Source organism: Burkholderia anthinoferrum (genome assembly GCF_002925705.1).
In the GTDB taxonomy this organism is placed as follows: domain Bacteria; phylum Pseudomonadota; class Gammaproteobacteria; order Burkholderiales; family Burkholderiaceae; genus Burkholderia; species Burkholderia semiarida.
In genome coordinates, this window is the sequence record NZ_LFZP01000057.1 from 39,151 (window position 1) to 62,413 (window position 23,263).

General features: G+C 68.9%; 26 protein-coding genes. 16 read left to right on the top strand and 10 right to left on the bottom strand.

All coding sequences use genetic code 11. The annotated features are described in order from the left end of the window. Window positions 1-24: 24 nt before the first annotated feature. Complete coding sequence (locus tag C5F75_RS27460; RefSeq protein ID WP_104013005.1) at window positions 25-1,143, bottom strand: porin; 1,119 nt, start codon at window positions 1,141-1,143, stop codon at window positions 25-27. 410 nt (window positions 1,144-1,553) lie between these two features. Here C5F75_RS27460 and C5F75_RS27465 point away from each other — a divergent pair, with 410 nt between their 5' ends. Together C5F75_RS27465 and C5F75_RS27470 are read left to right on the top strand one after the other, a co-directional pair. Next, the gene (locus tag C5F75_RS27465; protein ID WP_059580128.1) at window positions 1,554-2,957 is read left to right on the top strand and encodes a spinster family MFS transporter; all 1,404 of its coding nucleotides are present in this window, start codon (window positions 1,554-1,556) and stop codon (window positions 2,955-2,957) included. Between the two features lie 214 nt (window positions 2,958-3,171). Then, window positions 3,172-4,152 (top strand): PDR/VanB family oxidoreductase, encoded by a 981-nt coding sequence (locus tag C5F75_RS27470; protein ID WP_104013006.1) that lies wholly within the window; start codon window positions 3,172-3,174, stop codon window positions 4,150-4,152. Window positions 4,153-4,273: 121 nt separating this feature from the next. On the opposite strand, the gene C5F75_RS27475 is transcribed toward C5F75_RS27470, so the two are convergent. Continuing rightward, window positions 4,274-5,191, bottom strand: a complete 918-nt coding sequence (locus tag C5F75_RS27475; RefSeq protein WP_059580327.1) for a LysR family transcriptional regulator — start codon at window positions 5,189-5,191, stop codon at window positions 4,274-4,276. Window positions 5,192-5,331: 140 nt separating this feature from the next. On the opposite strand from C5F75_RS27475, the gene C5F75_RS27480 reads away from it, so the two are divergent. From C5F75_RS27480 to C5F75_RS27490, 3 genes are all read left to right on the top strand, one after another. Then, window positions 5,332-6,615 carry an aromatic ring-hydroxylating oxygenase subunit alpha gene (locus C5F75_RS27480; protein ID WP_060967911.1) on the top strand — a complete coding sequence of 428 codons (1,284 nt, stop codon included), beginning with the start codon at window positions 5,332-5,334 and terminating at the stop codon, window positions 6,613-6,615. Then, window positions 6,612-7,115, top strand: coding sequence for an aromatic-ring-hydroxylating dioxygenase subunit beta (locus tag C5F75_RS27485; protein ID WP_104013007.1), 504 nt, complete (start codon window positions 6,612-6,614; stop codon window positions 7,113-7,115). Before C5F75_RS27480 ends, C5F75_RS27485 begins: the two co-directional genes overlap by 4 nt. 65 nt (window positions 7,116-7,180) lie before the next feature. Next, window positions 7,181-7,567: a tautomerase family protein gene (locus C5F75_RS27490; protein WP_104013008.1), complete on the top strand. Its 387-nt coding sequence runs from the start codon at window positions 7,181-7,183 to the stop codon at window positions 7,565-7,567. Between the two features lie 50 nt (window positions 7,568-7,617). Here the strand turns inward: C5F75_RS27490 and C5F75_RS27495 are convergent, their stop codons facing one another. Then, entirely contained in the window at window positions 7,618-9,165 is a 1,548-nt protein-coding gene (locus tag C5F75_RS27495; protein WP_104013009.1) for a sensor histidine kinase, read from the bottom strand. A 153-nt stretch (window positions 9,166-9,318) separates the two neighbouring features. Here C5F75_RS27495 and C5F75_RS27500 point away from each other — a divergent pair, with 153 nt between their 5' ends. The 5 genes from C5F75_RS27500 (at window position 9,319) to C5F75_RS27520 (ending at window position 13,480) form a co-directional block, all read left to right on the top strand. Continuing rightward, window positions 9,319-10,512, top strand: coding sequence for an acyl-CoA dehydrogenase family protein (locus tag C5F75_RS27500; RefSeq protein WP_059580112.1), 1,194 nt, complete (start codon window positions 9,319-9,321; stop codon window positions 10,510-10,512). 101 nt (window positions 10,513-10,613) lie between these two features. Then, complete coding sequence (locus tag C5F75_RS27505; protein WP_059580110.1) at window positions 10,614-10,991, top strand: hypothetical protein; 378 nt, start codon at window positions 10,614-10,616, stop codon at window positions 10,989-10,991. An 8-nt stretch (window positions 10,992-10,999) separates the two neighbouring features. After that, window positions 11,000-11,521, top strand: coding sequence for a nuclear transport factor 2 family protein (locus C5F75_RS27510; protein ID WP_059580107.1), 522 nt, complete (start codon window positions 11,000-11,002; stop codon window positions 11,519-11,521). Window positions 11,522-11,552: 31 nt separating this feature from the next. After that, entirely contained in the window at window positions 11,553-12,677 is a 1,125-nt protein-coding gene (locus C5F75_RS27515; RefSeq protein WP_059580105.1) for an amidase, read from the top strand. A gap of 59 nt (window positions 12,678-12,736) precedes the next feature. Next, window positions 12,737-13,480, top strand: coding sequence for an SDR family NAD(P)-dependent oxidoreductase (locus C5F75_RS27520; RefSeq protein WP_059580103.1), 744 nt, complete (start codon window positions 12,737-12,739; stop codon window positions 13,478-13,480). Between the two features lie 12 nt (window positions 13,481-13,492). Here the strand turns inward: C5F75_RS27520 and C5F75_RS27525 are convergent, their stop codons facing one another. Then, window positions 13,493-14,125 (bottom strand): response regulator transcription factor, encoded by a 633-nt coding sequence (locus tag C5F75_RS27525; protein ID WP_059580100.1) that lies wholly within the window; start codon window positions 14,123-14,125, stop codon window positions 13,493-13,495. Window positions 14,126-14,479: 354 nt separating this feature from the next. On the opposite strand from C5F75_RS27525, the gene hpaC reads away from it, so the two are divergent. Then, window positions 14,480-15,025, top strand: coding sequence for a 4-hydroxyphenylacetate 3-monooxygenase, reductase component (hpaC, locus tag C5F75_RS27530; RefSeq protein WP_059580098.1), 546 nt, complete (start codon window positions 14,480-14,482; stop codon window positions 15,023-15,025). Between the two features lie 11 nt (window positions 15,026-15,036). Here hpaC and C5F75_RS27535 read toward each other — a convergent pair whose 3' ends face one another. Both C5F75_RS27535 and C5F75_RS27540 read right to left on the bottom strand, forming a co-directional pair. Then, the gene (locus C5F75_RS27535; protein ID WP_059580095.1) at window positions 15,037-16,296 is read right to left on the bottom strand and encodes a YbfB/YjiJ family MFS transporter; all 1,260 of its coding nucleotides are present in this window, start codon (window positions 16,294-16,296) and stop codon (window positions 15,037-15,039) included. 178 nt (window positions 16,297-16,474) lie between these two features. Next, window positions 16,475-17,020: an RBBP9/YdeN family alpha/beta hydrolase gene (locus C5F75_RS27540; RefSeq protein ID WP_059580092.1), complete on the bottom strand. Its 546-nt coding sequence runs from the start codon at window positions 17,018-17,020 to the stop codon at window positions 16,475-16,477. A 116-nt stretch (window positions 17,021-17,136) separates the two neighbouring features. Between C5F75_RS27540 and C5F75_RS27545 the strand changes: the two genes are divergently transcribed. The 3 genes from C5F75_RS27545 (at window position 17,137) to C5F75_RS27550 (ending at window position 19,069) form a co-directional block, all read left to right on the top strand. Continuing rightward, window positions 17,137-17,592, top strand: coding sequence for an Lrp/AsnC family transcriptional regulator (locus C5F75_RS27545; protein ID WP_059580088.1), 456 nt, complete (start codon window positions 17,137-17,139; stop codon window positions 17,590-17,592). Between the two features lie 342 nt (window positions 17,593-17,934). After that, window positions 17,935-18,057: a hypothetical protein gene (locus C5F75_RS37380; protein ID WP_006479692.1), complete on the top strand. Its 123-nt coding sequence runs from the start codon at window positions 17,935-17,937 to the stop codon at window positions 18,055-18,057. 58 nt (window positions 18,058-18,115) lie between these two features. Further along, window positions 18,116-19,069 carry a M29 family metallopeptidase gene (locus tag C5F75_RS27550; RefSeq protein WP_104013010.1) on the top strand — a complete coding sequence of 318 codons (954 nt, stop codon included), beginning with the start codon at window positions 18,116-18,118 and terminating at the stop codon, window positions 19,067-19,069. 19 nt (window positions 19,070-19,088) lie between these two features. On the opposite strand, the gene C5F75_RS27555 is transcribed toward C5F75_RS27550, so the two are convergent. Together C5F75_RS27555 and C5F75_RS36490 are read right to left on the bottom strand one after the other, a co-directional pair. Further along, window positions 19,089-19,598 (bottom strand): GNAT family N-acetyltransferase, encoded by a 510-nt coding sequence (locus tag C5F75_RS27555; protein WP_059580082.1) that lies wholly within the window; start codon window positions 19,596-19,598, stop codon window positions 19,089-19,091. A gap of 55 nt (window positions 19,599-19,653) precedes the next feature. Further along, a complete protein-coding gene (locus C5F75_RS36490) occupies window positions 19,654-19,908 on the bottom strand; it encodes a hypothetical protein (RefSeq protein WP_143328744.1) in 255 nt (84 codons plus the stop codon). On the opposite strand from C5F75_RS36490, the gene C5F75_RS27560 reads away from it, so the two are divergent. Together C5F75_RS27560 and C5F75_RS27565 are read left to right on the top strand one after the other, a co-directional pair. Then, the gene (locus C5F75_RS27560) at window positions 19,898-20,230 is read left to right on the top strand and encodes a type II toxin-antitoxin system RelE/ParE family toxin (protein WP_059580079.1); all 333 of its coding nucleotides are present in this window, start codon (window positions 19,898-19,900) and stop codon (window positions 20,228-20,230) included. The genes C5F75_RS36490 and C5F75_RS27560 overlap by 11 nt on opposite strands. Next, the gene (locus C5F75_RS27565) at window positions 20,227-20,556 is read left to right on the top strand and encodes a helix-turn-helix domain-containing transcriptional regulator (RefSeq protein ID WP_059580076.1); all 330 of its coding nucleotides are present in this window, start codon (window positions 20,227-20,229) and stop codon (window positions 20,554-20,556) included. Before C5F75_RS27560 ends, C5F75_RS27565 begins: the two co-directional genes overlap by 4 nt. Window positions 20,557-20,580: 24 nt before the next feature. Here the strand turns inward: C5F75_RS27565 and C5F75_RS27570 are convergent, their stop codons facing one another. Beyond that, window positions 20,581-22,599, bottom strand: a complete 2,019-nt coding sequence (locus C5F75_RS27570) for a VTT domain-containing protein (RefSeq protein WP_059580074.1) — start codon at window positions 22,597-22,599, stop codon at window positions 20,581-20,583. Between the two features lie 123 nt (window positions 22,600-22,722). Further along, window positions 22,723-23,175 (bottom strand): hypothetical protein, encoded by a 453-nt coding sequence (locus tag C5F75_RS27575; protein WP_104013011.1) that lies wholly within the window; start codon window positions 23,173-23,175, stop codon window positions 22,723-22,725. Window positions 23,176-23,263: the final 88 nt, after the last annotated feature.

Sequence of the window (23,263 nt, forward strand, 5' to 3'; positions counted from 1 at the left end):
CAGGGCGCGGGTCCGCCAAAACGCTCAGAACGACGTGAGGATGCCCGCGACGAGCGAGCTCGCGGTCGCGCCAGGCTTCGCGACCGCGACGCCGCCGCCCGCCGCGCCGTTGACGACGAAGCGCGCATGCGCGCCGTTGCGCACCATCGCGGCGCCCGTGTACAGCACCGTGCGCTTCGACAGCGGATAGTCGAAGCGGATGCCGTACGAATCGGCGTTGCCGTCGCTGTCGGCCACCTTCCGGTAATGGCCGACGCTCAGCAGCAGCGACGCGCGTCCGATCGGCACCGTCGCGCTGAGCTCCATGATGTCGCTGTGCGGATACGCGCTCTGGCTGTCGACCGCGGTCGCCACATCGGGGCCGCCGCGATGGCGCATATACAGCGCGGCCACCTTCACGACCTTGAAGTCGTACGAAATCGCGCCGAGCGTGTAGTTGCCGTTCGCGGCCGGGCTCGTGTTGCCGAGCGTCGATGCGGCTACCGGGCTGAACTTCTGCTGCATGTAGTCGACGTCGACCGACAGCCCGCCGCGCACGTAGTTGATGCCCGCGCCGTACGTATCGCCGAGCGTCGCCGGCTGCCCGGCCGCGCCATTGGCGCCGCGCGCGGCCATCGCGCGCAGCATGAAGCCCGCGTAGCGCGGCGACGTGTAGCGCATCGAGTTGCGCACGCGCAGGAACGCGGGCCCGACGAAGTTGTTGGTCGCGTTGCCCCAGGCGAGCCCCGCGCCGAGGCCGGGCAGGCTGTACGTGACGAGCGTCGTATGCAGGATCGTGTAGAGCTCGCCGAACTGCACGCCGCCGAACGGCCCCGTGATGCCGACCCACGCTTCGCGGCCGAACAGCGCGCTGCTGTTCGACAACGCACCGTTCGCCGCGTTGAAGCCGTCCTCGAGCTTGAAGATCGTCGCGTAGCCGCCGCCGAGATCCTCGACACCCTTCAGCCCCCACTGCGACGCCCACAGGTTGCCGCTGCCCATGCGTGTCACGTGGTTCGGCCCGGCGTTCGCGTATTCGATCGCGGTGTCGATGCGGCCGTAGAGCGTCACGCTCGATTGCGCGGCGGCCGGCAGCGTCATGCACGCGAGCAGCGCGGCAAGCAGTACGGCAAGCCGGTCGGCCCGCCCGTTCGGTTGGTTCATCTGAGTCGTCCCGTAGAAGTTGCGGCGCCTGTCGGCATCGCGCCGCTCGGTGTGAAGCGCGTTCGCCTTGAGACGCGAACGCCGCCGATCAAAACCCGGCCGAGTCTAGGAACGACAATTTCGGACGTCGACGCAATGCGCTCTATAACGCTTATAGACGCGCCGCATGATGCGCGCGCGCCCCGTCGCACGTACGCTGCGGGGCGGCTCGCGCGCAAGGCCTCGGTGTTTTCTTTATCCGCGTCGGTAAATGTCCGTGCGGCGCGGCTGTCACTCCGGCTATGGCGGCCGAATTTGGCCGACTACGCTGCGTCACCGATCGTGTCACGCGCACGCGTTCGCGCCGCGACGGCGCCCGGCCCGCGAGGCCGATGCCGCGCGTTTCCACCGCCCGCTCCTGGAGAACCCGCATGTCCGCATCCACGGCCCGCGCTGCCGACGGCAAGCGCTATACGTACGAATGGTATGTCGTCGTCATCTGCATGCTCGCGTACATCTTTTCGTTCGTCGACCGCCAGGTCCTCGTCCTGATGATCGAACCGATCAAGCGCGACCTGCACCTGTCCGATACGCAGTTCAGCCTGCTCAACGGCTTCGCGTTTTCGCTGTTCTATGCGGTGATGGGGCTGCCCGTCGCGTATCTCGCCGACCGCTATGCGCGCCCGCGCATCATCTCGCTCGGCATCGCGCTGTGGAGCGTCGCCACCGCCGCATGCGGGCTCAGCCAGCATTTCGTGCAGATGTTCGTCGCGCGGATGGGCGTCGGTGTCGGCGAGGCCGCGCTGTCGCCCGGCGCGTATTCGATGCTCGCCGACTACTTCCCGAAGGAGAAGCTCGGCCGCGCGATCGCCGTGTATTCGCTCGGCTCGTTCATCGGCGGCGGCATCGCGTTCCTGATCGGCGGCTACGTGATCGCGCTGCTCAAGCATGCGAGCGCGTTCACGCTGCCGATCGTCGGGCAGGTGCATGCCTGGCAGGTCACGTTCCTGATCGTCGGGCTGCCGGGGATCCTCGTTGCGCTGCTGTTCGCCGCGACCGTGCGCGATCCGCAGCGCAAGGGGCTCGCGCAGGATCGCTCGGGCGCCGTGCGGCGCGTGTCGATGCGCGATTCGCTGCGCTTCGTCGGCGCGCATCGCGCGACCTTCGCGTGCCACTACCTCGGCTTCTCGTTCTATGCGATGACGCTGTACTGCCTGCTGAGCTGGACGCCCGCGTTCTATATCCGCCACTTCGGAATGACGGCCGTCGAAGCCGGCTACACGCTCGGCATCGTGCTGCTGGCCGCGAACACGGCCGGCGTGTTCTGCGGCGGCTGGCTCAACGACTGGCTGCTGCGGCGCGGCCGAAGCGATGCGCCGATGCGTGCCGGCGCGATCGGCGCCGCGTGCATGGTGATTCCCGCGACGCTGTTCACGCAGCTCGACAGCCTGCCCGCGTCGCTCGCGATGCTGGTCGTCGCGATGTTCTTCGCATCGTTCCCAATGCCGACGTCGACCGCCGCGATGCAGACGCTCGCGCCGAACCAGATGCGCGCGCAGATCTCCGCGCTGTTCCTGCTCGTGTCGAACCTGATCGCGCTCGGGATCGGCACGACCGTCGTCGCGCTATTCACCGATCGCGTGTTCGGCGCGCCGGCCGCGGTCGGCCATTCGATGGCGATCGTCAACGTCGCGGCGGCCACGCTGGCCGCGCTGCTGCTCGCCGCAGGGTGCCGCCACTATCGCCGCAGCCTCGAACGCGAACGCGGTCATGCAGCGGCATCGGCTTCGGCCGACGCGGCCGTCGACGGCGGCAACGCCATCGCCGTTCGCTGAAGCCGCGCGGTTCACCGATCGCGTGGTCCGCGCACCGGCCGCGCGATCGCCGCCACGCCGACCGGCGACAATCGGCACACTCACCATCATCCATCCCGCTTATTCCAGCATCGATTTTTAATCGATTTGATTTATGCGAGGCCCATCCCTATTCTCGATTGCATGCCGGCGCGGGCTCGGCCGCGCCGCTTTTCTCTACCCCACGGAATTTCCCATGCAAGCGAACCGCCACCAGGTCCGGATCGACGCGCTGATCGACGCGGCGCAGGACATCCGCTGTTTCCGGATCTCGCGCGTCGACGGCGAGCCGTTCGACGCGTACGAACCGGGCGCCCATATCGACGTCACCGCGCCGTCCGGCATCACGCGGCAATACTCGCTGTGCGGCAACCCCGACGAGCGCCGCAGCTACCTGTTCGCGGTGAAGAAGGAAACGCACTCGCGCGGCGGCTCGCGCTCGCTGCACGACGACGTAAGCGTCGGCGCCGAATTGTCGATCGGCGCGCCGCGCAACCTGTTTCGCTTGACCGATGCCGCGAGCGAGCACGTGTTGGTCGCGGCCGGCATCGGCATCACGCCGCTGCTGTCGATGGCGTATGCGCTGAACCGGCGCGGCGCACGCTACCGGTTGCATTACTTCGCGCGCAGCCGCGATCACGCGGCCTTCGTCGACGAATTGTCGGCCGAGCCGTTCGCATCGCACGTGACGTTCCACTACGGCGTCGAGCCCGATGCGCTCGCGGCCGAACTCGGCCGCTGCATGGAGTCGATCGACTCGAGCGCGCATGTCTATACGTGCGGCCCCGGGCCGTTCATGGATGCGGTCGTCGCCGCCGCGGTCACGCGCGTTCCGGAAGACGCGATTCATCTCGAACGCTTCGCGGCGGAACCGTCGGCGGGCGTCACCGCCGCGGATGACGCCGCGGCGGACGGCTTCGAAGTGCGCCTGCAACGCAGCGGCCAATCGGTGCGCGTCGCACCCGATACGTCGATCGTCGACGCACTCGCGAAGATCGGCATCGAGGTCGATACCTCATGCGGCGAAGGCGTGTGCGGCACCTGCATGGTGCCGGTGCTCGACGGCGAACCCGATCATCGCGATCACTGCCTGAGCAAGGCCGAGCGCGCGAGCAACACGGTGATCTGCTGCTGCGTGTCGCGTGCGCGCTCGCCCGTGCTCGTGCTCGATCTCTGATGCGCGGGGGCGCGCTGGCGCATCGCGATCTGCCGATCGGCTGACGCACCGATGCGCTTCAGGTCGGGACAGGCCGGCGCCGGCGACACGCGGCCGCCGCCCATCTCGCACCGCCCGATCGTCATTCGTCGAAACGCTCGACGATCTCCGCGAGCAGCGCGCGCATCCATGCGTTGCCCTCGTCCTCGTGGAAATGCTCGTGCCAGTGCATCGTCACCGGCGCGGGCGGCAGCGTGACCGGCAGGTCGTACAGCCGGAACGCGTTGTCGCGGTTGAGAATCCGCGCGAGCCGCTTCGGCAGCGTCGCATACAGATCGGTGACCGACAGCACGCTCGGCAGCGCAACGAAGTGCGGCACCTCGAGCGCGATGTTGCGGCCCACGCCTTGCGCGCGCAACGCATCGTCGAGCGCGTGGTGGCTGTGCTCGACCGATTTCACGTTCACGTGCGCGGCGCGCACGAACTGCTCGAGACTCAGCGCGGCGGCCGTCGGCAGCCCGCGCCTGCGCCCCGTCATGCACACGTAGGTTTCCTCGAACAGCACCTGGTGGCGCGTGCGCGGCATCAACTCCGGCAAGTTGCCGATCGCGAAGTCGAGCCGGCTCGCGCGCAGCGCTTCCTCGATCTCCTCCACCGGCAGCGGCTGCACGCTGAGCGTCACGCGCGGCGCGCGCTCGCGCAGCGCCCGGCAGATCGCCGGCAGGTACGCCATCTCGCCCGCATCCGACAGCGACAGCCGGAACGTGCGCGTGCTGGTGGCCGGATCGAAGCGCTCCGCGTAGCGCAGCGCGACGCGCACCATGTCGAGCGCCTTGCCGACGATGCCGGCGAGTTCCAGCGCGACCGGCGTCGGCTGCATGCCGGCGCGCGTGCGCACGAACAGCGGATCGTCGAACAGCGTGCGCAGCCGGCCGAGCGAATAGCTGACGGCCGGCTGCGACAGCGCAAGCCGCTCGCCGGCCTTCGTCAGGCTGCGTTCCTCGACGATCGCCTGGAATACGCGCAACAGGTTCAGATCGAGATGATCGACCGATGTCATCGTGACCTCCATCATTTGCCGCATTTATTTGATCGTCGATTTTAGATCAATTTGACCGATATGTAGCAGAAGACGAGACTGATCTCCGGACGCTGCGCCCGGCGCGGCCCGATTTTCGCGACTCTTTCCCCACGACGACGATGAGCGACATTGCCTACCAGACGATCGACACCCGCGCGTTGCACGGTCTCGCGCAGCCCGACCGCATCGCGCCCGCGATGTACCACGACCCCGCGCTGTTCGAAGCCGAGCTCGACCGCATCTTCTACCGCACCTGGATCTGGGTCGCGCACGAAAGCGAACTGCCGAACCCGGGCGACTTCATCACGACGACGATCGGCCGCCAGCCGGTGATCGTCGTGCGCGACAAGACCGGCGAGATCAACGTGCTGCAGAACCGCTGCCGCCATCGCGGCGCGACCGTGTGCGAAGCGCACAAGGGCAACGCGAAGGGCTTCACGTGCCCGTATCACAGCTGGTCGTACGCGCTCGACGGTACGCTGCGCGCGCTGCCGTACGGCGACGGCTACGAAGGCGTGTGCGACAAGGGCGACCTGCCGCTCGTGAAGCTGCGCGTCGGCGTGTACCAGGGGTTGATCTTCGCGAGCTTCAACGACGCGATCGAGCCGCTCGAGGATTTCCTCGGCGGCGCGAAGCCGTGGATCGACCTGTTCATGAAACAGGGCGCCGGCTACCCGATCAAGGCGAATGGCGAGCACAAGTTCAGGTTCAAGGGCAACTGGAAGATCCAGCTCGAGAACACCACCGACCTCTACCACTTCCCGGTCGTGCACAAGTCGTGGATGAAGTCGATCGACGACGAAACGGCCGCCGCGATCACGCGCTTCATGACGAGCGAGGACGCGTTCTGCCGCGCGCTCGGCAACGGCCACAGCCTCGCGGTGCTGATGCCCGAGCTGATCGATCTCGACGCGGACGACGGCGCCCCGCTGCCCGAACGCTTCGCGCCGCTCGCGGCGAAGCTCGCCGAGCGCCACGCGCCGGACGAAGTGCGCCGCATCGTGCGCTCGCTGATGGGCGTCGGCTTCAACCTGAACCTGTTCCCGAACCTCGCGCTGTCGATGGCGTTCTTTCGCGTGCTGCGGCCGATCTCCGCGAACGAAACCGAGATCCGCCACGTCGCGCTCGCGATGGACGGCGGCCCCGACGAAGCGAACCGCGAGCGCCTGCGCATTCACGAACACTTCCAGGGCCCGTTCGGCTTCGGCAGCCCCGACGACGCGGAAGCCTGGGAGCGCGTGCAGCGCGGCGCGCATGCGGGCCCCGACGTGCCGATCCTCGTGAATCGCGGGCTGAACCGTGAAATTACCGCCGCGAACGGCGAAAAGACCGCGCACGCGACCGACGAAACCGGCATGCGCGAGGCCTACCAGCAGTGGCGCAAGATGATGGAGCAACAGTGATGGACGACCGCAACGCCCTCTTTTCCGAGCAGACCTTCGCCCGCGCGGTCGAATTCGTGTGGCGCGAAGCCGAGATGCTCGACCGCCGCGACTACCGCGCATGGCTCGACCTGTGGGATCCGGCCGGCCACTACGTGGTGCCGATCGATCCCGACACGACCGATTTCGCGGCGACGCTGAACTACGTGTTCGACGACCACGACATGCGCGAGAAGCGCGTGCAGCGGATGGTGTCCGGTTACTCGGCGTCGGCCGCCGACGCGGCGCGCACGGTGCGCACCGTGTCGCGCTTCACGCTGGAGAGCGGCAGCGCCGACACCGTCGAGCTGAAATCGGCGCAGGTCGTCGTCGCGTACAAGCGCGGTGCCGCGACGCTGTTCGCGGCCGACGTCACGCACAAACTGCACGTCGATGCCGACGGCGAGATGCGGATCGCGGAGAAGGTCGTGCGCCTGATCGACTCGACCGAAGCGCTCAGCGCGATCGGCTTCCTGCTGTAAGCCGTGGCCGGTTCACAGCTGCACGCGCAAAGGTGAACCGGTCACCTTCACCTTTCCGAGCCATCATGCCCACACTCGAAGTTTTCCTGCCGGCCGGCCATGACGATGCGCGCAAGGCCGAACTGATCGCGAGACTGACCGTTGCGACCGTCGACGCGATCGGCGCACCGATCGAATCGGTACGCGTGCTGCTCACCGAACTGCCCGCGACGCATATCGGCCTCGGCGGCCGCAGCGCCGCGGACGGCGCGCCGCCGTCGCTGCCGGTGATCGTCGCGATCCTGATCGCCGGCCGCACCGACGAGCAGAAGCGCGCGCTGATCGCCGCGCTGTCCGACGCGGGCGCGAACGTGCTCGACGTGCCACTGCAGGCGACGCGCGTGATCATCAAGGACATTCCGAACACCGACTTCGGCATCGGCGGCCGGACCGCGCGGGCGCTGGGGCGCTGACGATGCGCCGTGCGCCACCGCCCCGCCGCGACGCGCCGCCGCGGTTGCGCTCAACCATCGGCGAGCGGCAACGTGACGCGGCAGTCGAGCCCGCCGCCTGCGGCCGCGCTCGCGGCGATCCGCCCGCCGTGGCGCGTGACGATGCTCTTGCACAGCGACAACCCGATCCCGTTGCCGCCGGCCTTCGACGACGAGAAGCCGTCGAACAGCCGCTCGTGCGCGCCGGCCTCGATGCCCGGGCCATTGTCGACCGCACGCAACTCCGCCTGGCCGGCCACGTTCGCGGTGCCGAGCGTCAGCGTGCGCGGCACGCGCTCGCAACTGGCGAATGCCTCGATCGCATTGAACGCGAGATTCAGGATCACCTGCCCGATCAGCACGCGCTCGCAACGGATCGGCAGCGGCGTGTCGGCCTGCACGATCGCGACCGTCACGCCGGCTTCCTTCGCGCGCAGCTCGATGAAGTACGCGACGTCCGCGAGGATGTCGCGCAGGTCGGCCCGCGCGACGACCGGCTCGCGCTTCACGATGAACTCGCGCACGCTCTTGATGATCAGCGCCGCGTGCTCGGCCTGCCGGTCCGCGCTGCGCAGCCCCCAGATCGCGTCGTCGACGGCGCCGTTGCCGTTCAGCCGTCGCACCGCGCCTTCGATGAAATTGCGCACGGCCGCGAGCGGCTGGCTCAATTCGTGCGCGATCACGGTCGCCATCTCGCCCATCGCGTTGTAACGGCCCGCGTATTCGAGCATCCGCGCCTCGGCGCGCCGCGCGTCCTCGATCGCGACTTCGTCGCTCACGTCGCGGAACTGCACGAGCAGCCCGTCGAGATCGCCTTCGATCTCGACCTGCCGGCACAGGATGCGCAGCCAGCATGCCGAGCCGTCGCGCCGTACGATCCGGTAGCGCTGCGGCGCGGACGGATGCGCCGACGGTGCATCGCGCAACTGCGCGACGAGCCGGTCGCGATCGGCTTCGGCGCAGTAGTCGAGCACCTCGCCGAGCGGTTCGCCGGGCGCGAGCCCGAGCACGCGGCGGCCCGACTCGCTGATGAACTGCACGCCGCCGTGCGGCGTCACGACCGCGATCCCTTCGTCGAGATCCTGCATGAACTCGCGCAGCCGCGCCTCGTAGCGGCGCAATTGCTGGCGCACCGCCTCTTCCGCGCTGATGTCGCGAAACTGCACCATCACGACGTCGCGCCCGCGCAGCGGCACGTAGGTCGCGGTGGCCTCGGACAGCATGTCGACGCCCGTACGCGATCGATAACACCACTCGTACACCTGCGGCCCGTCGACGAGCGCGCGATCCCACGCGCTCACCGCGATCTCGCGCCGGTACTTCGGCTCGGGGCGCGTCATGTCCGGCGCCTTCAGCGGCAGCAATTCCTCGACGGAAAAACCGAGCGCGATGCACGCGGCGCGATTCGCCCACACGATCGCCTTGGTCTGCGCGTCGTGCAGCAGCACGCACGTGGTCAGCGCGTCGAGCAGCCGGTGGAAATCGTCTTCGTCGGGAAAACTCATGATCGGATTCAGAGCAAGGCGCGCGGCGTCGCGCGACCGGAAGCCCAACATAGCACCGGCGCGCGCCGATCGCATCTGAAGATTTCTTTAGGCCGGCACGGAGCGTCACCAGTCAGGCGGCCCAACGCACCAATTGCTGCGTGTTTTCGGCGTTTCTAGACTAGGGTCTGTTTGCATATGACACGCACGTGCGAATGCCCGACATCGCCCCATCCCCAGGAGACTTTCATGCCGCAAGCCGCCCTCGCCATCGAATCCGCGCCGCCTTCGCCGCCCGCGGCCCGTCCCGCGGCCGGGCAGTTGTCGCCGCTCGACGCGGTGATCGAAACCGTCGCCGCCCGCCGCGACGAGTTCGACCGGCTGTCGCACGTGCCGCGCGACGTGATCGCGCTGTTCAAGCAGGCCGGCATCTATCGCGCGGGCACGCCGCGCCGCTTCGGCGGCGACGCGCTCGCGCCGACCGCGTTCCTCGACATGATCGAACGGATCGCAACCGCCGACGGCTCGGCCGCGTGGGTCGCGAGCTTCGGCTCCGCGAACGTCTACCTCGCCGCGCTGCCGCTCGACACGCAGGCCGAGCTGTACGCGAGCGGCCCCGATCAGGTGTTCGCGGGCGGCCTGTTTCCGGTGCAGCCCGTGCAGGACGCTCCGGGCGGCTGGCGCGTGAACGGCACGTGGAAATTCGCGAGCGGCTGCAAGGGCGCCGACTGGCTCGGCGTCGGCATCGCCGTGCCGGGCGCGCGGGACGCGGCGCCCAACAAGCCGCGCACGGCCGTGTTCCGCGCCGCCGACGTCGAGATCGTCGAGAACTGGAGCGTGGTCGGCATGCAGGGCACCGGCAGCCACGACCTGCGCGTGAACGACCGCTTCGTGCCCGAGGCGTGGACCTTCGTGCGCGGCGGCGAGGCGACGGTCGACGAGCCGCTGTACCGCTACCCGACCGTCGCGTATGCGGCGCAGGTGCTGGCCGTCGTCAACCTCGGCCTCGCGCGCGCGGCGCTCGACGTCGTGAACCGGATGTCGGGCGGCCGCCAGACGACGACCGGCGCGCCGCGTCTCGCCGATCGCGCGTACTTCCGCATCGAGCTCGCGAAGGCCGAAGCGCAACTGCGCTCGGCACGCGCGTTCTTCTATGACGCGACCGATACCGTGTGGCAATCGATCCTCGCCGGCAATCCGGTGACGCCCGACCAGATCAGCCTGCTGCGGCTCGCGGCCACGCAGATCGCGCGCGAAGGCGCGAGCGTCGTCGAACGCGCGTACCGCCTCGGCGGCACGGCGGCGATCTATCGCACGCATCCGTTGCAGCGGCTGCTGCGCGATGCGATGGTCGTCACGCAGCACGCGTTTCTCGGCGAAGGCAACTTCGACGGCGCGGGCGCGGTGTTCACCGGCGTCACGCCGTTTCCCGGCTATCTGTGACCGGCATCGACCGCAACCTCGATGCATACGCATGAAACCGGATCCGGAGCGCGCTCGCCGGCCGGATCATGCATCCAACCGATTCCTCTGGAGAACCCGATATGTCCGATTCGAATCCGCTGCCGCTGCGCGTGCTGTTCTGCTGCGGCGTGTCGCAGAATTTCTTCGACCTGCCGCGCGAGCGGATCGGCGAAGTGTGGCAGGCGTACGGCGCGATGCTCGCGGCCGTCGAGGCGATGCCCGGCGTGCGCGTGCTCGGCGTGATGGACGACGACCGCCTCGTGGTCGGCCAGGCCGACGGCGCGCCATGGACGTTCTACATCATGGCCGACGTCGCCGATTTCGACACGGCGGTCGCGGTGTGCAACCTGTACCGCACGACGCCCGTCGGCGAATACAACCTGTGGCGCTACGGCAAGATCGAGGCGCGCGTCGGCCGCGCGCTGAGCGTGCCGCCGGCCGCGAAGCCCGCGGCGTGAGGCGCGCGATGAGCGACCTGACACCCGCCGCGATCGACGCGCTCGCGCGGCGCGTCGCGGCGCTCGACGCCGAGCGCGCGGTGCGCGCGACGATCACGCGGTACATGGCGCTGTGCGACGTACCCGACGATGCGGGCGCGGGCCCGTCGCTGGCCGAACTGTTCACGACCGACGCCGTGTGGGAAGGCATCGGCCTGCAGTATGCAAGGAAATTCGGCCGCGTCGAAGGCACCGCCGCGATCGTCGCGATGCTCGGCCGCTATCTGCCGCCCGATCCGCATTTCGCGGCGAACCTGCACTTCCTGACGTCGGAGTCGATCGAGATCGGCGCCGGCCATGCAAGCGCACGCGGCCGCTGGGTCATGCTGCAGGCGTCGCGCTACGCGGACGGCTCGGCCGAGCTGATCGCCGCGCGGCTGACCGTCGATTTCGCGCCGGCCGCCAGCGGCTCCGCCTGGCTGATCCGCCATTTCCGCACCGAACGCGTGCTCGACGGCCCGTGGCCGCTCGCCGCCGCGCCACGGTCCTGATGTTTCCCGCCGCTTTCGCACGATACCGACCATGACAGGCTTCATCGACACTTTCACGCTCGGCGGCCCGGGCCCGACGATCGCGATCAAGGACACGATCGATATCGCTGGCCATCCGACCCGCGCGGCGAGCCGCGCGCTCGCCGACGCGCCGCCCGCCGTACGCCACGCGGACGTGGTCCGCCTGCTGCTCGACGCCGGCTGGCAGATCGCCGGCAAGGCGAACATGCACGAGCTCGCGTTCGGCATGACCGGCATCAACGACTACACGGGCACACCCGTCAATCCGCAGGACGCCTCGCGCATTCCGGGCGGCTCGTCGAGCGGCTCCGCGTCGCTCGTCGGGCTGCGCACTGTCGATGCGGCGCTCGGCACCGATACCGGCGGCTCGATTCGCGGGCCGGCCGCCTGCTGCGGCGTGGCCGGGCTCAAGCCCACGTTCGGCCGTGTGTCGCGGCGCGGCGTCGCGCCCGCGGAAACCACGCTCGATTGCGTCGGGCCATTCGCCCGCGACATCCGCACGCTCGTCGCAGTGATGGCCGCGATCGCGCCGGGCTTCGATCGTGCGCAGGCGACGGCCTCCGTTGAAGGCTGCACGGTCGCTCGACTCGCCGTGGAAGCCGATCCGGCGATCGCCGCCGCGCTCGACGCGGCCGTTCGTGCATCGGGCCTGCGCTCGCACACCGTCGTGCTCGATGCAATGCCGGCCGCGTTCGCCGCGGGGCTCACCGTGATCAACGCGGAAACGTCGCGCGCGTTCGGCCATCTGGTCGCGACCGGCAAACTCGGCGCCGATCTCGATGCACGATTGCGTGCGGCCGCAACGACCGCGCCTGCGGCATTGAAGGAAGCCGAGGCCGTGCGCGCACGCTTCGCCGCGCAGGTCGATGCCGCGCTCGAACACGCGGACGTGCTGGTGCTGCCGACGCTACCCGCGCTGCCGATCACGCTGCAGCAGGCCCGCGACGGCGTATCGGTGATCGCGATGTCGTCGCTGATCCGGCCGTTCAACCTGAGCGGCCATCCCGCGCTCAGCCTGCCGCTGCCGCTCGCCGGTTCACCGTTGAAGGCCGGCTTGCAGATCGTCGGGCGCAAGGGCGCGGACGAACGGGTCTGCGCGATCGCGGCACACTTCGAAGCGGCGCTGGCCGCATGAACCACGATGCGGGGGCCGCCTTCACCGGCGTGCGCCCACGAACCACGGAACACCACACCATGTCAGACCGAGTCGTCCTCGTCACCGGCGCCGCGCGCGGGCTCGGCGCCGTCATCGCCGAGCGCTTCCATGCGGCCGGCTACCGCGTCGCGCTGGCCGACATCGCGGCCGATGCCGTTCATGCGCATGCGCGCGAGCTCGATCCGAGCGGCGAACGCGCGATCGCGCTGCCGCTCGACGTCACGTCGAAACGCGATTTCGAAGCGGCGCGCGATGTGCTCGTCGCGCGCTGGGGCGCGATCGACGTGCTCGTCAACAACGCGGGCGCATCGAAGGTCGTGCCGGCGATGGAGATCACGGCCGAGCAGTTCGACCACGTAATCGACGTGAACCTGCGCAGCGTGCTGTTCGGCTGCCAGGTGTTCGGCCAGTATTTCGCGCGGCGCGGCGCGGGCCGCATCGTCAACATCGCGTCGCTCGCCGGGCAGAACGGCGGCTCGGCCACGGGCGCGCACTATGCGGCTGCGAAAGGCGGCACGCTGACGCTGACCAAGGTGTTCGCGCGCGATCTCGCCGCGCAGGGCGTCACCGTCAACGCGATCTCGCCGGGCCCGCTCGATCTGCCGATCGTGTACGAAAGCGTCGCGCCCGACAAGCTGCGTCAGGTGCTCGCGAGCCTGCCGGGCGGCAAGCTTGGGTCGGCCGGCTTCGTCGCGGATGCCGCCGTGCTGCTCGCGTCGGGCGACGCGCATTTCGCGAACGGCGCATGCTGGGACATCAACGGCGGGCTGTACATGCGCTGAACGCGCCGAACCTCACCGCGACGGCTCACCGTCGTCGCCCCACACGACCATCACGTCGCGCACGAGCGCGGCGATCGACGTCGCGCCGAGCTTCTCCTTGATGCTCGCGCGATGCACGTCGACCGTCTTCACGCTGATCGACAGATCGGATGCGATCTGCTTGCTGCCCTTGCCGTCCACGACGCCGCGCAGCACTTCCTTCTCGCGCGCGGTCAGCGCATCGAGCCGCTGGCGCAGTTCACGGTGGCGCTGGCTCACCGCATGCCGCTGCTGCGCGAGCCGCAACGCACGCTGCACGCGCTCGAGCATCTGCTGCGAGTTGTACGGCTTCTCGACGAAATCGATCGCCCCGTTCTGCAGCGCGCGCACCGACATCGGAATGTCGCCGTGCCCGCTGACGAAGATCACCGGCAGCGTCGCGCCGCGCGCGTTCAGTTCGGCCTGCACGTCGAAGCCGCTTTTCTCCGGCATCCGCACGTCGAGCACGAGACACGCAGGCAGGTTCACGTCGAAGCGCGCGAGAAAATCGGCGGCGCTCGCGAATCCCTCGGACGCGATGCCGACCGATTCGAGCAACCAGGCGAGCGACGTCCGCATGCCGCTGTCGTCGTCGACGATGTATACGATCGGTGCGGGTGACGTCATCGCGGGGGTCTCGCTGAATATCGGTATCGGTATCGCACGCGCCGCGCGCAACGCCGGTGGCCGGCGTGGCGCAAGCGTCGTTCGCTGGGGGTGTGCGGCACATCATAACGAGCCGAAAACCCGCTGCAAACCCCTGGACGTGCCGCGCGAACGCACAATCGCGGCTTTTTTTGCACGCGGCGGCACGCGTCTAGGTAGAACCTTTAGACGCGTTGGCAGGAACGCCATCCCGATCGTCAATCGTGCGAATGGTCGGCCGCCTTTTCGCGACGTACGCTTGGGTCATCGTCGGCGATCCGGCGCTGCCCTCGCAGCGCCGCGCGGTTCGCCGCTTTCGTCCAATCAGGAGCGCCCATGTCTTCCACGACCGATATCCAGCGACCGCCGCGCGTCGAGCCGACCGACGCGCAGAAGGCCTTCCGCCAGGCGATGGCCCACCTCGGCGCGGCCGTCAACGTGATCACCACCGCGGGGCCGCACGGCCGCTGCGGGATCACCGCGAGCGCCGTGTGTTCCGTCACCGATGCGCCGCCGACGCTGCTCGTGTGCCTGAACCGGTCGAGCGCGATGCACGCGACCTTCGAGCGCAACCGTCAGGTGTGCATCAACGTGCTGCCGGCCGAGCACGAACTGCTCGCGCGACACTTCGCGGGGCTCACCGACCTGCCGATGGAACAGCGCTTCCAGTTGCCCGTATGGGATCGCGGCGAACAGGACGTGCCGGTGCTGCGCGATGCGCTCGCGAGCCTGCAGGGCACGATCGCCGAGATGAAGGAAGTCGGCTCGCACTCGGTGATGTTCATCGAGGCGACGTCGATTCGCGTGCGCGACGACGGCGACAGCCTCATCTACTTCAGCCGTGCATTTCATCGCGTGTCGCGCGCCGCGTGTGTGCGGTGACGTTCGCGTGACTACGCGGACCTGCTGTGCAGCGCGCGCTGCCCGGCCGCGAGCGCGGCGCCCGCGAACAGCGTCAGCGCCGAATACACGAGCCCGCGCGCAAGGCCCGCGCTGTCCGACACCCACCCGATCGCGACCGGCCCCGCGATCTGCCCGAACGCGAAGACCGTCGTGAACGCGCTGATGCCCTTCGCCCAGCCGTCGGGCGGCAGGTTGTGCCGCACGAAGGCCGTCGTCGACGCGACCGCCGACAGGAACGTCGCGCCGAACAGCAAGCCCGACGCGAACGCGGCAGCCGGATGCACGAACAGCGCGGGCATCAGCGTCGCGACGCCGAGCAGCGCATTGAGCACGGCGAGCGCGTGGCCGCCGCGCATCCGGTCGAGCAACCCCGACCACAACCGCGCGGACACGACGGTCGCGATCCCGAGCATCACGTAGAACGCGGCGACCACCGTGCCGCTCATCCCCGCGCCGCGCAGCAGCGCGACGATGAACGTCATGTAGCCGATATAGCCGACGCCGAACAGGCCGTAGCCGGCCAGCGCGAGCGCGAAGCGCGCCGGGCTCGCGGTCACCGCCGGTTTCGCGCCGTCGGCGTCGGCCTGCCTCACCGGTGCCGCATGTGCCTGCTCGATGCGGCGTGCAGCCGACACGGCCACCGCCGAGAACAGCACGCATGCCGTCGCGAGCGCGAACCACGCGGGTTGCCAGCCGTGCATGCGCGGCACGAGCGTGGCCGGCACGAGCAAAGACGACGCGACGATGCCCCATCCCGTGCCGCCGTAATAAAGGCCGAGCAGCAGCCCCGCGTCGCGCGGCGACGCGGATGCGAGCCGCGCGGCCAGCACGCCGCCGCTGATGAAGATCGATGCGCTGCCGACACCCGTTGCCAGCCGCTGCGCCAGCAGCGCGTGCATGTCCGACGTGAGCCCGCCCGCGGCCATCAGCACGGCGGTCAACGCGCAGCCGGCCGCGAGCAGCGTGCCCGCGCGCCAGCGCCGCGACAGCAGCGGGAATGCCAGCGCGCCGATCAGGTAGCCGGCCGCGTTCGCCGTGTTCAGCGCGCCGGCCTGCGCGAACGTCCAGCCGAGATCGGCCTTCATCGGCGGCAGCAGCAGCGCGTACGAAAAGCGTGCGAGGCCAAGCGCGATCGCGCTGCCGAGCGACAGGCCGATCGCGAGCCGCCATGCGGCCATGCGGCCGGGATCGGTTGCGCCGGCGTCCGGCCGCGAGCGGCCGGCACGCTCCGGTTGCGGCACTGCACGCATCGGGGGTGTCTCCTTCGTTGTTCGATTCCGGGGCTTCCGCCGCCATCGGTCGATCATACTGGAGCCGCCGTGAAACCGGCGCGCGCACGCGGCAAAATCGCGACGGCTGGGGCGCCCGCCCCCCTCTGTCCGACACAACGGCGGGAATAAGCCGAAGGTCGGCCGGCGCTGACCCGCACTACCGCCCGAGTCCGGCCGCAAAAGCCGCAAGCAGGGCGCGCCCTTCCGACCATCCGCCCAACCCGGACGCCGCGTTCAGATGGCCGCGTGCGCCGAGCAGAAGCGGCGTCGCGCCCTGTTCCGTTGCCCATTCGAGCGCGCGCCCGGATGGATCGTAAGGATCGTCCGCGCTCGCGATCGCCAGCACCGGCACGCGCCCGAACGAACGCTTCGGCAGGTTCGCGAACGCGGCGGCGGCAACCGGAAAGCGCGGCCCTTGCGGGTCGGGGGCGGCCACGAGAAACGCGCCGCACACCGCGCGCGCCGACGCGGCATGCCAATGTGCGAACAACAGACAGCCCAGCGAGTGACAAACCACGAGCGGCGGCGCCCCGGCGTTCGCGACGGCCGCGTCCAGCGCCGCCGTCCAGTCGGCCAGTTCGGGCGCCTCCCACGAAGCCGGCGCGATGCGCGCGGCGCCGGGCAACGCCGCCTCCCAGTGGCTCTGCCAATGATCCGGTCCCGAATTACCGATACCCTGCACGATCACGATCGCTTGCTCCATCACGCCCTCCGTCAACGCAAAGCCCGCAGTGTGGCGGTGCGCCGGTCGGCATGGAATGGCAAGTCATCGGTTATTGAGCCAGAATGCCGATGAATCAACGGTACTGGAGGACCGTCATGCCGGACGAAGCACTCGATCGCCTGGATCTTGCGATCCTCGAAGCGCTGCAGGAGAACGCGCGGACGCCGCTGTCGGAAGTGGGCAGGCGTATCGGGCTGTCGCAGCCCGCGACGTCGGAGCGCGTGAAGCGGCTGGAAGAACGCGGCATCATCGCCGGCTACGGCGCACGGATCGATCCGGCGGCACTGGGCTTGGGCATGATGGCCATCATCCGGCTGAAAACGACCCACGAGCACATCAAGCCGGCGCTGCGCACGTTTGCCGAGATGCCGCATGTGATCGAAGTCCATCGCATGACCGGCGAGGATTGCTTTCTGCTGAAGGTGCTGGTGCCGACACCGGGCCAGCTCGAAACCCTCATCGATGCGATTGCCCGCTTCGGCGCGGTCACGACTTCGCTGGTGCTGCGCTCCGAGCCGACGAAGGCGATCGGCAAGGCGTTGCTCGGATGACGCTCGCATGCGGCTTTCGTCAATGACATGAAACGCAGCAATTCCGGCAATTGAATCCAAATTAAAAATGATCGAATTCATTTCGGCCATCCGAATTCGATTCACTAAAAAAAGATGCGTGATCCGTCGGCCGTTTTATCCGGTTTTTTCCAATATTTGAACCGCAAACGCCCTTGTTTAGCACGCTTCCGCTAAAAACCTTGCAACGCATTGCTTTCGCAAATTCATCCGACTAATATCGACGCCACTCGTCCGGCATTCACAAAATATCGAACGAGGAGCGGGATTGTTTTTTCCGCGCTTTCATGTTGAATCACTCATGTTCACCACAGGAGAATTGACATGCAGGAAACTCAGCAAATCGAATTGCTTGACTGGATGCAGGAAGACACGCACCCCGAGGCCGTCGACATGATGGTCGAGGACGCCGTGGTGCCGTTCGGCACCGCGCTCTGGCCGGTCTGAGCGGGCCACCCGTTCTCGCGGAAGGGCCGCGGCCCTTCCGCCGCTTCCGGAGATACGCATGCTGAACCTGCACCGCGCGCTCGGCTTTCACCCGGCGCTGCGCGACAAGCTGGCACGCGGCGAATCGGGAAAACTGCTGGTCGGCTACGACACCCGCAATCGCGACATCGCGTTGCGCGCCTTTTCCGCCCTGCCCGATTCGCTTGACGCGACCACCCTCTGCCTCGAAAGCACCCCACCCGCCGACATCGCCGCCGCACTCGGCAACGCCGACCTGTTCGTGCTGCTGTACGACTCGTCGTGCCTGCCGACGCCTTCTCCGAGCGGGCCGCCGTTCCTCGCCGCGATCCGCCCCGCGATCGTCGAGCACTGGAGCAAATCGGTTTTATTCAAGGATTACGGCCCGCATCTCGACGAGGCGTTCGCCGAATCGCTCGACGACATCGCCGCACGCAACGGCCGGCTGATCGAGGCGGCCGCGCGCGCGTCGCAGATCCGCTTCATCGACGAAGCCGGCAACACGCTGACGGGCTCGCTCGCGCCGGACCAGAAATGGACGAGCGTGGACGGCATGGGCAACCTCGACGTCGTGCCCGGCGAGATCGCGACGCACGTGACCGACCTGAACGGCTCGGTCGTGTTCAGCGGCACGTTTCTCGGCACCGTGCCGTTCGCGATCAAGTACAAGGTGGCCGAGCGGCTCGCGACGCTGCATGTCGAGCACAGCACGATCGTCGATTTCGACACCGACGACGCAGGCTTCCGCCGCGATTTCTCGACCTATCTCGACCGGCACGCGAATCACCGGCGGATCGAGGAATTCGGCATCGGCACGAACCTCGGGATTCGCGGGCTGTACGGCCGCAACGCTGGGTTCGAGGAACGCCACCCCGGGCTGCATCTCGGGCTCGGCGGCGGCGAAAACGGCAGCCACCATCTCGACCTGATCTTCGCGCGCGGCACGCTCGCGCTCGACGAGCGGATCGTGTTCGACGGCGCGTTCGCCGTCTGACGCGGCGGCGATTGCCGGCTCAGGCTTCGGCGGCCGCCGCGTCGCCGAGCCATTTGAACATCACGAAGCAGTCGACGAAGCCGAGCCGCGCGTGACGGTATGCGCGCGGCAGCCGGCCGACGATCTCGAATCCGAGCTTCTGCCACAGCGCGACCGCGACCTCGTTCGTCGCGACCACCGAATTGAACTGCATCGCGAGGAAACCGCGCTCGCGTGCGACCTGCTGCGAGTGTTCGCACATCAGGCGCGCGACGCCGCGTCCGCGCGCGGCCTCGCTCACCATGTAGCCGCAGTTGCACACGTGCTTGCCCGGCCCGGCCGCGTTCGCCTTCAGGTAGTACGAGCCGAGCAGCACGCCGTCCTCCTCGGCGATCCACGTGCAGAGCGGCGCGTCGAGCCACTGTGCGCGCGCCGCTTCCGGCGTCGGCTCCGGATCGAATGCGTAGGTTTCCTGAGCAGCGACGATGGCGCGGTAGGTCGGCCAGAAGCGTGCGAAATCGTCGTCGGTCATCGGGCGGATCGTGATCATGCGGGTTCTCTCGTGCGGGTGATGTCGGCAGGCAGGCCAGCGATCGTACCGCGATTCATCGACGCTCGCCGGCGCGCAACGCCGCGCTGCGATACGCGCCCCTGATCACACCATCGACCGTGGCCATTCGGCCGAATCGCCACGCTTCGAACCGGATGAAAGAATGATCTTCGTCCGTGAAGCCGGCATCACTGCCTGAAACCTCGAGCCATGAAGACGCCGCGTGCGTGTCGGCCGCAGCGCCGTCGCGATACGGACCGCCTCGTTCCAGCCACCTTTTTTGTAGCTTATAAGTTACAATGCTTTCCAAGTTCGAACTGCTTCGCTATCAGCGCGACGACGGTCGCGAGCCGTTCACCGAGTGGCTGAACGCCGTGCGCGACAAGCTTGCGCAGGCACGGATTCGCGAACGCCTGCGCCGCGTGCAGACCGGCAATTTCGGCGATTGCGAACCGGTCGGCGAAGGCGTGATCGAACTGCGCATCCACGTCGGTGCCGGCTATCGCGTGTACTTCGGCCGGTACGGCGGTGCGCTGATCCTGCTGTTGTCCGGCGGCGACAAGGGTAGCCAACCCGACGACATCAGGCGCGCGAAGGAACACTGGTCGAACTGGAAACGGAGACAAACATGAACAAGCTCAAAGGCGCGGTATCGCACCACGACGCGGAAGTCGCCGAACTCGGCGCCGACCGCGAACTCGCGGTGACCTATCTGCGCGTCGCAATGGAGTCGCTCGACGACCCCGACAACCGCGCGGCCGGCCTGCTCGCGCTGCGCACGGTCGCGGAAGCGTACGGCGGGCTCGGCGCGGTCGCGGCCGAGGCCGGCATCAGCCGCGAATCGCTGTATCGCACGCTGTCCCCGAACGGCAACCCGACGCTGAAGACCCTGCTCGCGGTGCTCAAGACCGTCGGCCTGCGCCTGTCCGTCGTTCCCGCACAGCCGTCGCACGCGTAACGGGCGCACGTCACGCCTGCCCGCTCACGGCCTGACCATCCATACGAGCAGCATCTCGCCCGGCGCGGCGGTCGTCCCCGCCGGGCGATGCTCGATCGTCGGCTCGACCGCCAAGGCCTGCGCGATCGCCGCCGCATCGTCGATCGTCGTCGTGCGCACGAACGTCATCAGCCGCGCCGGCCGGCGCAGCGTCTCGCGATATAGCGCGCCGTACCACAGCGGGCGCATGCCGAGCGCGTCCTGCAGCACGTACGGATAACGCCAGAGCCGCAGCACGAAGCGGCTGTCCGGGTGGGCCGGATCGACGCGGACGAACACGCGCCGCGTGCTTTCGCCGTGCGTATAGCGTGGCAGCACCGGCAGCGCGTCGGCCGGCGCCTGCGGCAACAGCCAGCGCAGCGCGGTGGCCGGCGACCAAGGCGTCGCACGCTGCCAGCCGGCCTGCGCGAGATGGCGGTCGAGCGTGTCCGACGTCACGCTCCATTGCAGCGGCAGATACTCCTCGCGGTCGCCGCCGATCTCGGTGCGACGCGTCGGCACGCGCTGCCACCCGCCGCGCCGCCACTGGTCGACCGTCATCGCGACCACGTCGCCGGCATGCGGGCGCGATGCGCGATCGATCTGCCATTGCGCGGGAACCGTCCATACGCCGGCCGTCGCAAGCACGACCACCATCGCGACGAGCGCGCCTCTCGGCTGCACGTGCTCGCGCACGCGCCAGTACGCGTAGGCGCCGGCGAGCAACGCGAACCACGCGAGCCCGAGGCTCCAGCCGCCCAGCAAACCCGACAACCAGGTATCGCCCACGTACAGCCGCGCAAAACCGCCGAGCACGATCCACAGCACGACCGCCGTCACGACCGGAATGCGCCACGGCGCGGGCCGGTCGCGCGTCAGCACCCAGCCGAGGCCGCTGCTCGCGAGGATCGCGAACGCGGCGTCGGCATCGGGCAGCGGCACGTGCGGCGCGCCGGGCGGCAAGCTCGCCGGCGTCGCGCCGGGCACGCTCGCGCCGAACACCGGCATGAGCACGACGGCGACGCCGACCGTCGCGAGCCACCATGCAGCCGTCAGCCAGCAGCGATGGATCATCAGCCAGACGAGAAACGCGGCCGCGACGATCAGCCCCGTGTCGTGCCCGTGCAGCACGGCGAGCGCGCTCATCGCGGCGTCGACGGGCGGCGTGCGCAGGTTCTGCAGGAACGCGTACAGCGCGATGTCCGCATGCATCAGCGGGTCGTTCGCGACGACGTTCCGCACGATTCCCGCGAACAGCCACACGCAGCCGATGAACAGCAGCGCGAGCACGGGCACCGCGCCCGGCAACGCGCGCAAGCGGGCGATCGCGCCGTGCAATCGCGCGCCGACCCGCGGCCAGCGGTGCGCGCCTGCGTGCACGGCGTCGGCGAGCGCACGGCGCAGCAGCGGCCAGCCGCGCCGCAGCGCGACGCGCACGCCGATCCATACCAGCGCGACCAGCGCGGCCACGACCAGCAGGATGGCGGCGACCCGCACGCTGATTGCCGCGGCCAGTGCGGCCGATGCGCCGAACAGAATGCCGGGCGCGACGTGCACGGGCGCCCACACGAGTGCCGAGATCACGTTGACCGGATAGAACGACCGGCGCGGCAGCGTCGCGCAGCCGACGACGACCGGCACCACCGCCCGTACCGGCGCGAGAAAGCGCGCGAGCACGATGCTCTTGATGCCGTGACGCAACACGAATTCCTCGCCGCGCGCGTACGCGCTCGCGTAGCCGAAGCGCACCCATGCGTTGCGGATCATCCCGCGGTAACGTCGCCCGAGTTCGTAGCTGATCCCGTCGCCGATCACCGCGCCGACGGCCGCGACGCCGATCGTCGCCCATGCATCGAGCGCGCCCGCGCCGATCAGCGCGCCGGCCGCGAACATCACGGCGCCGGCCGGCACGACCGTGCCGATCAGCGCGATCGCCTCGGCGCACGCGGCCACGAATACGATGGCCAGCACGAGCAGCGGATGCGCGCCGATCGCGCCGATCCACGCATGGATCGTGTCGCTCATCGCACACTCCCGAGCGGGGCGGCCCGGTGTGCGAACGCCGGGCCGGCAGGGGCATTGGATACGTTCATCGCAACATGTACACGCTCGCGCCGCCGGCGGGGTTCAGGGGGGCAGGGTCGCGGCTCAATCGAACTCGTGCTGCCGCGCGTCGGCCTCGAGCGGCGCATCGTGGTAGCCGACCGTCGCGATCTCGTGCAGGTAGCGCGCAAGAAACGCGCCGATCGAGCCGGCGGCCTCGTATTGATGTACGTGACGGAATTCATGGGTCAGCAGGCGGCGCGTGTCGTGCCCGCGCAGCACGTACACCGCATGACCGAGCGTGAGGCCGATCGTCCCGGGCGACAGCAGCCCGGTCTCGCGGGCGATCTCGGCAAGCGTTGGCGTATCGGGAAACGGCATGCGATCGACCGCCACCACGCGAATGAGGTCCGGCTGCACGACGCCCACCGCGCGCGCATCGTCGGCTTGCGCGGGCGTCAGCGGCGCGCCCCGCGCGAGCCCGCTCGCCGCCTCGGCTTCGGCCCAGGCGAGCGCGGCGGGCAGCGCGGACGGCAGGATATCGGCCAGGTCGATCATCGCGGGCTCCCCGGTTCGCGCAGTGGCATCGCGCACCAGTTTAGTCCCGATTCGGCACGGTTCGCGGGGCGGTTGCGGCGACGGCGCG